The sequence below is a fragment of the Nitrosopumilus oxyclinae genome, assembly GCF_013407165.1.
In the GTDB taxonomy this organism is placed as follows: Archaea; Thermoproteota; Nitrososphaeria; order Nitrososphaerales; family Nitrosopumilaceae; genus Nitrosopumilus; species Nitrosopumilus oxyclinae.
The window spans coordinates 1,577,403-1,585,110 of record NZ_CP026994.1 but is presented as its reverse complement, the minus strand read 5'-3'; the positions used below and the strand labels follow the sequence as shown (position 1 = coordinate 1,585,110).

The 7,708-nt window shown below is 33.2% G+C and carries 7 protein-coding genes; 3 read left to right on the top strand and 4 right to left on the bottom strand.

The annotated features are described in order from the left end of the window. The first annotated feature begins 345 nt into the window (after positions 1 to 345). Complete coding sequence (locus C5F49_RS09545) at positions 346 to 732, top strand: hypothetical protein (RefSeq protein ID WP_179362733.1); 387 nt, start codon at positions 346 to 348, stop codon at positions 730 to 732. Positions 733 to 736: 4 nt separating this feature from the next. On the opposite strand, the gene C5F49_RS09540 is transcribed toward C5F49_RS09545, so the two are convergent. The 3 genes from C5F49_RS09540 to C5F49_RS09530 form a co-directional block, all read right to left on the bottom strand. Then, on the bottom strand, positions 737 to 898 hold the full coding sequence (locus C5F49_RS09540) for an AbrB/MazE/SpoVT family DNA-binding domain-containing protein (protein WP_014966078.1): 162 nt from the start codon (positions 896 to 898) through the stop codon (positions 737 to 739). A 122-nt stretch (positions 899 to 1,020) separates the two neighbouring features. After that, positions 1,021 to 1,623 carry a winged helix DNA-binding protein gene (locus C5F49_RS09535; RefSeq protein WP_179363658.1) on the bottom strand — a complete coding sequence of 201 codons (603 nt, stop codon included), beginning with the start codon at positions 1,621 to 1,623 and terminating at the stop codon, positions 1,021 to 1,023. 127 nt (positions 1,624 to 1,750) lie between these two features. Further along, on the bottom strand, positions 1,751 to 2,113 hold the full coding sequence (locus tag C5F49_RS09530) for a hypothetical protein (protein ID WP_179362732.1): 363 nt from the start codon (positions 2,111 to 2,113) through the stop codon (positions 1,751 to 1,753). A 64-nt stretch (positions 2,114 to 2,177) separates the two neighbouring features. Between C5F49_RS09530 and C5F49_RS09525 the strand changes: the two genes are divergently transcribed. Both C5F49_RS09525 and C5F49_RS09520 read left to right on the top strand, forming a co-directional pair. After that, the gene (locus tag C5F49_RS09525; protein WP_179362731.1) at positions 2,178 to 2,930 is read left to right on the top strand and encodes a phosphoglycerol geranylgeranyltransferase; all 753 of its coding nucleotides are present in this window, start codon (positions 2,178 to 2,180) and stop codon (positions 2,928 to 2,930) included. A gap of 10 nt (positions 2,931 to 2,940) precedes the next feature. Continuing rightward, the gene (locus C5F49_RS09520) at positions 2,941 to 6,318 is read left to right on the top strand and encodes a DNA polymerase II large subunit (RefSeq protein WP_179362730.1); all 3,378 of its coding nucleotides are present in this window, start codon (positions 2,941 to 2,943) and stop codon (positions 6,316 to 6,318) included. 2 nt (positions 6,319 to 6,320) lie between these two features. Here C5F49_RS09520 and C5F49_RS09515 read toward each other — a convergent pair whose 3' ends face one another. Then, positions 6,321 to 7,643, bottom strand: coding sequence for a serine hydroxymethyltransferase (locus C5F49_RS09515; RefSeq protein ID WP_179362729.1), 1,323 nt, complete (start codon positions 7,641 to 7,643; stop codon positions 6,321 to 6,323). Between the last annotated feature and the right edge of the window lie 65 nt (positions 7,644 to 7,708).

Sequence of the window (7,708 nt, the reverse complement as noted above, 5' to 3'; positions counted from 1 at the left end):
ATAGAGTGGAAAGATAGGTGTGTGGGTTAAATCCTAAATTGGGTATGAGTTAACATTATTGTTAATTTGGTGTTAAGAAATGTCTGAAAAAGCCCATTTTAACCCCTTTATTTCCATTCCAGGCGTTAAGGTGGATGTTAACACTGTGAATATCATCAATCTAACCCCTTCATTTCCACTCCAGGTATGAAATTATCTTGATTTAGTAGATTAATTATGAATTAGTTGTTAATAACAGAATATACTCTAGGCGTGGCTCAGGCAGTCAATGTTAACAAACCACTTAGTTAACAAATATTCTGGGATCATTTCAACTGTTAACATTTAATCAATTAGATCTCAAAGATGACTAAAAAACACATTCGAATCAATATGGAAGATTCTGAAGGGGCTCGATATGATATCAAATTAGATGGTAATGTAACTCGAGAAAAAGTTCTTAAAATTTTTGAAATGATGGATTTGATGAATATTGAAGAAGAACAAGAACCAACAAACATGGATTCAGTAGGTTCTAAAATTTCGAATATTGTTGACAAGTTTTTCCCAATGGGCAAATTTACCTCTACAAACATTCTTGAGAAATATGAAGATGAGTATAATGAACCTGTGAAACTTAGCATTATTTCCACTTACTTGTCACGATTTGCTACAAAAGGTAGGGTAAATAGAACCAGAAATGGTCGAGAATGGACATATCAGACTATCAAAATACCTCAAAAACAACAATAATTGATTAAGAAATTGTTACTTTTCTAACCAATAATCTATCTTTTCCGAGAATTACTTTGACATATTCACCTTTTTGGATATCCATGTATTTTCTAAACTGTTTTGGAATGGATATTGTACCAGCAGATGTAATTTTTACTAAAACTTCATTGTCTTGTACTGACATATTATTACTATAATTTAATAATATATATAATTTAATAAATTATCTAAATATAATTTCATTATAAAACATGACTAATTTTCTTGAAATATACTAAATTTATTACTAAAAAATTAAAAAATATCTTATTGTATTAAGAGATTATCATCTGTTTGTTCTACTTTTGCAATTCCTTTTTCAGTAATTGAGTAAGTATATGGTTTAGATTCAGTATTTCTTTGTACATATCCTTCTTCAAACAACTTTTTCATCAGGCGTGAAGTATGCTCACGACTTTTCTTTAATGTGATTTGTATGTCACGTGATGTCATAGATTTTGTTGTGATTAAATGCAACACATAATCAATTGGATTTGTAGGCGTAATATTTTGAATAATAGGCTTAGAATCTTCCTTTTGAGATGTAACTTCAGTCTTAGTGATAACTTCAACTGGTCTTTCTTGAACTTCATTCTTTGCTAATTTTTCTAAAAATTGTTTTAATTCTAGGTTAGGATCCTCCACTTTTTGCTCAATTCCTTGCATTTCAAAGGCATCTAGGCGTATTTTCATATCAATTAACTGTCTTTCATAATACTCTAAACGTTCAGCTTGTGAGGCATCAAATACATCACTTCTAGTTTTTACAAAAGGACGTACTTTGAAGTAGGTATACAATCCAACAATACCAATAATGAATGCTAAAATCACACTTAAAATCACTTCAGGTTCAGGAATTTCTACTAACATCACAACTTCTATGCCTGCAACGTGATTTATCGTGATTGAACAATATTATTTCACACTTTAGATTAACAATCTCACACACATTATCACATACAATTTGAATAGCCATAATCTTGGATAATCACATTCATCACATGTTACATGCCTGACGAATGAGCCTATCAATCACATCAATCACTTCATCTTCCCTTTCAGGAAAAATATCACTCTCATTAATCACACTAATTTGTTCAGAAAGTTTTGATATCACATCAATATCATCAGGCAAAAGTATGCCTAAGCCACGAAAAAGTATGATTGAGTAGAATAATCCAATTAATTTGTCTCTAGATTGACCAACCTGCCTATAATACGCACCTTTACTAATGGAAAAATTGGATTCAAGAAGATCTTTCTGATTTAAAATAATTTCAACTTGTCGCTCTGTAAACAGTGATTTTTTGATGATTTTACGGATAATATTGTTAAAATTAGATTCTTCTAACTTGTCCATAGCTATACAAATCTGTATACAGCATTCCAATTAAACTTTAAAGAGACATCTACAAACTCTTTCTATGGCTGGAGACAAAGTTGAATCATTCCTAAAATCTGAATTAAAAAAGAAAAATACATTACTATTCGTATTAATTGATTCAGAAGTATCCAACTTGGAGGCATCAAGTAAGCTTGCCAAAGATGTTGAAAAGATTGGCGCCTCGGCAATTCTAGTTGGAGGTTCATCAGCAACTGACCAAATTGAAATGGCTCAAGTTGTAAAAGGAATCAAAAAAGGCCTAAAAATTCCAATTATCTTATTCCCAGGCAATGTTACAGGTGTTGTACCTGATGCAGATGCCATATTGTTTAGTTCACTGATGAACTCTGAAAATCCATATTTTATCACCCAGGCACAGGCTTTAGGCGCTCCAAGTGTTCTAAAATTTGGATTAGAACCACTTCCAACTGCCTATTTAGTAATAGGTGATGGAACATCAGCATGGTTTGTTGGTTCAGCAAGAGGAATTCCATTTGAAAAACCAAAAATTGCTGCAGCATATTCTCTCGCTGCTCAATTTTTAGGTATGAGATTTGTTTACTTGGAGGCAGGATCTGGTGCAAAAACCCATGTTACTCCTGAAATGGTAAAAACTGTCAGACACGCATTTAATGGATTTTTGATAGTGGGTGGAGGCATCAAAGATGTAAAAACTGCTGAAAGTTTGGCTAAAGCCGGAGCAGATGCATTAGTTATTGGAACTTTTCTTGAAAAAGGTGGAAGTATCAAAAAACTCGAAGAAATAGCAAAAGCAATTCAAAGAAGCAAGTAGTAGGACTGTGATGTCTGAAAACGATGCAATCTCTCGAATTAGTGATATCAAAATGCCAGATTACTATCTGGATTACTATACCAGCCTATCAGATGAGACGTATTCCATATTTGAACATGCAGCATCTGCAAAATCTAGCCTAGTTGACTCTTCAGGTATCATTGAACCTAAAATCGCTTTTGACCTAGCTGACCGAGTTGCAAAAATGCACGAAATTGATATTGCTGATCCATTAAGAGAAATTTTAAAAATTAATGGAAAAGAACTTTCAGCATTAATTTTAGCAAAAGAGATCGCTCTGGGCAAATATTGTCTTCCAGATGCTACACTGGAGGACAAATTAGATCTTGCAGTACGTGTAGGATTGGCTATTATTACTGAAGGGGTTACTATTGCACCACTGCAAGGAATCAGTGAAGTAAAAATTAAGAAAAATAAAGACGGCACTGAATATCTTTCTGTTTCAATTGCAGGACCAATGCGTTCAGCAGGCGGAACAGAGTCTGCTGTTACATTGTTAATTGCAGATCATGTCAGAAAAATTGCAGGTCTATCGAAGTTTCAAGCTAATTCATTTGATGATGAAACAGGCAGATTTGTTGAAGAATTACGAATCTATGAAAGAGAAGCAAGCAGCTTTCAATTCCATATTTTGGATGAAGACATTGAACATGTAATCTCTAATCTTCCTGTAGAATTGGCAGGAGTTGATACTGATCCATATGAGGTGGTCAATCATAAAGGCATGGCTAGAATCAAGACTGACCGAGTCAGAGGAGGAGCCTTACGTGTCTTAAATGATGGACTGATTGGAAGATCAAAAAAACTCTTGAAAAGAATTGAATTGTATAATCTAGATGGATGGGAATGGCTCAATGATCTCAAAGGGGCAGTTCAAACTGGTGATAATCAAGAAGATGCAGCAGCTAAAAGAATGCGTGAAGTAATTACAGGTAGGTCAGTCCTATCTATGCCTAACAAATTAGGAGGTTTTCGTTTAAGATATGGCAGATCATGCAATACTGGCTTTGCAGCAGTAGGAATTCATCCAGTAATTGCAGAAATTTTAGATCATACGATAGCAGTAGGAACTCAAATCAAAATAGATATTCCTGGAAAGGGAGCAACTGTGGCATTTGTTGATTCAATCGATACTCCAACTGTTCGTCTCAATAATGGTAGTGTTGTAAAAATTCGTGATGTAAAACATGGTCTAGAAATTAAAAATGATATTGAAAAAATTCTACATCTTGGGGATATTTTAATTTCATTTGGAGATTTTTTAGAAAATAATGCTCAACTGGTACCTTCAGCTTTTGTCGAAGAATTCTGGATAGAAGAATTAAAACAAAAAATTGAAAAATATGAGCCAAATGATCAAGTTCTAAACCAATTTTTGAATAAAATTCCAACACTAGATGAAGCATTAAAAATTTCACTTGATTTTAAAATTCCACTACATCCACATTATCTGTATTTCTGGGATAAGATTTCATCAGAAGATCTTCTCAAACTTTTAGAACCAAAAAAAGTCAATGAAACATCAATAGAATATTCTATTCAAGTTAAAAAAATTCTTGAAAACTTGGGAACTCCTCATAAAGTTGAAAATGAAACATTGATCTTAGAACATCAAGAAGCAAAAATTTTCTTTAATTTACTGTTTAGAGAAAAACCAACAATTAGTGATTTATCTGTTCCAAAAATCTTGTCACAATCATCAGGTATTCAAATTAGGAACAAATTTTCGACAAGTATTGGAGTTAGAATTGGAAGACCTGAAAAAGCAGCTCCAAGGCAAATGAAACCTCCTACACATGTATTATTTCCAATTAGTGACAAGGGTGGACCTACCAGAGATCTACTCAAAGCATCGAGAAATGAACATTTTTTTGCAAATATCATTAATCGTCTTTGTACTAAATGTAATCAACCTTCTATTGGAATAAGATGTTCTATCTGTGGTATCAAAACATCGATAATTTACAGATGTTCCAATTGCAGAGATACTCTTAATGAACCATTTTGTGAAAAATGCAAGCGAAAAGCCCCAGCTCATTCTCACCAAGCATTTCCATTAAAATCTAGATTGCTTTTAGCTCAGGAAAAAATGGGAATTCGTGCAAAAGAGCCTTTCAAAGGAGTCAAGGAATTAATTAATCAAGATAAAATTGCAGAACCATTAGAAAAGGGACTTGTAAGACAAAACTTTGGTTTAACCACTTTCAAAGACGGAACAGTGAGATGTGACGCAACAAATTCTCCTCTTACTCAATTCAAACCATCTTGGATTGGAACATCTATAGAGAAACTAAAAGAACTTGGGTATTCTCATGATGTAGATGGAAAACCTCTCGAATCTATTGATCAAATTATTGAGATTCGAATGCAGGATGTCATTATACCAAATGAAATCGGAAAATATCTAGTTAATACTTGTAAATATGTTGATGTTCTTTTAGAAAAATTCTATGGAAAATCTTCGTTTTACAATGTAAAAAATTTAGAGGAATTAGTTGGACATCTAATAATTGGTTTAGCTCCTCACACATCAGTAGGAATAGTTGGAAGAATTATTGGATATACTGAAACTCATGTTTGTTTTGGAACTCCAAATTGGCATTCTGCAAAAAGAAGAGACGCTGATGGAGATGCTGATTCTATAATATTACTAATGGATAGCCTTCTAAATTTCTCAAGACAGTTTCTATCAGATAGAATTGGTGGTTTAATGGATGCACCGTTACTTATTCAACCACATGTTTTACCACATGAATCTCAACCACAAGCACATAATCTTGAGGTTACAAAAATACTTCCTTTGGAATTTTTTGAATCTACATTTGAACAAGTAAAAGCATCAGATGTATCATCAATTGAGATTATTAAATCGCGACTTGATACTGAAAGACAATTCTATGATTATCACTTTACACATTCCACTTTATCACTTACAACATCCAAATCAAGAAGTGCATATTCCACACTTGGCTCTATGCTTGACAAATTTGATATGCAAGTCAGAAATGCTGAATTAATCAACGTAGTAAATCCTGCAGAACTTGTTTCAAACGTAATTTCAACTCATTTAGTTCCAGATTTAATGGGAAATCTTAGAGCATATGCAAGACAAAGTTTCAGATGTACAGCATGTGGAAAATCATATCGTCGTATGCCTTTAATTCAAACATGTGTTTGTGGGCATAAACTAATTGCCACAATTACTAGGGGTTCTGTAGAAAAATATTTGAAACTTGCAAAAAGACTAGTTGAAAAATATGATGTTGGTGAATATCAAAAAGGAAGAATTCATGCCTTATCAGATGAAATTGAATTAGTATTTGGGAAGAGTCGAGGAGATCAATCCCTGCTTTCAGACTATTCGTAAATTTATCTTAATTTGACGTATTCGTAGGCGCCCAATTTATTATCAAAACAAAATTTAACTTTCTGAAAGTCTTTTCTGAATGATTTAACTTTTGAAAGTATCTTCTTTGGATCTTTTTTATCAATTACAACTTGTTTTAGATAGGAAGCAATTTCTTGCATTTCATTTTTCTTCATTCCTAATCGTGTAATTTCAGAAACTCCTAATCTAATTCCGCCTGGATGGAAATAATTTCTTCCTGCTTTAATATCTCCAGGAATTAATTGTCTGTTAACAATGATGTTAGCTTTTTCTAAATCTGCTTCTACTTTTCCACCATCAGAATAATCTAAAACATTAACTGCAATTTGATGTGATTCTGTAAAGCCTCTACTTTCACCTAATACTTTGAATCCCATATCACTCAAGGCTCCTGCAAATATTTTGGCATTTTTAATTACTTCAACTGCATAATCTTTTCCAAACTCTAATGCTTCTGCAAATGCAACAGCTTTTCCAGCCATGTGATGAATATGATGACTACTAGTAAGACCCGGGAAAGTTGCTTTTTTGATAACTTCTTCATGTTCTTTTGAACCTAAGACAAGTCCTCCTTGAGGACCAAACAAAGTCTTATGAGTACTCATAGTCATTGTATCTGCTCCTTCGCGTAAAGGATCCTGGAATTTCCCTCCAGCAATTAATCCTGCAACATGAGCTGCATCATAATTGATATGCATATCGTAACTCTTTAGAAAATCTGATAATTCTTTGACAGGATGAGGGAACAAGAATAATGAACCACCAAACATTGCCATTTTTGGAAGACGATTTTGTTTTTTGAGATCTTTTACTTTTTGTTTTGTTTTATCTACATCAATTGTCATTTCTTCAGCATTAAATGGATAGAATTCAATTTCTAATCCATGAACTAATCCAGCAGTTCCAGAATGTTCCTTCTTACCATGAGAGATATGTCCGCCTGCAGGAATTGATGGTGCTAACATAATGTCACCAGGATTTGTAAATGCAGAATAAATTGCTAAGTTTGCAACAACTCCTGAAATTGGTCTAACATCTGCAAATTTTGCTTTGTATAATTTTTTAGCTAATTTCATACATTCAAACTCTACCTCATCAATGTAGACACAACCTGCATAGACTCTTTCTCCAGGCCATCCTTCTGCATATCTATTTCCAAAATCAGAAATTATTGCTTCCCTGACTGCCGGACTGGGAATATTTTCACTTGCAATCAATGGAATTGAATTTTCAAACCATTTGTGATGTTCTTTTAAACTTGTAAAAATTTTATCATAAGATTCTTTATTCTGGGATTTTGCCATATTTTGCATCTTGATTTTCCCAATTTAAAAACACCGATATGATTTGAAAAACACCGATCTTGATC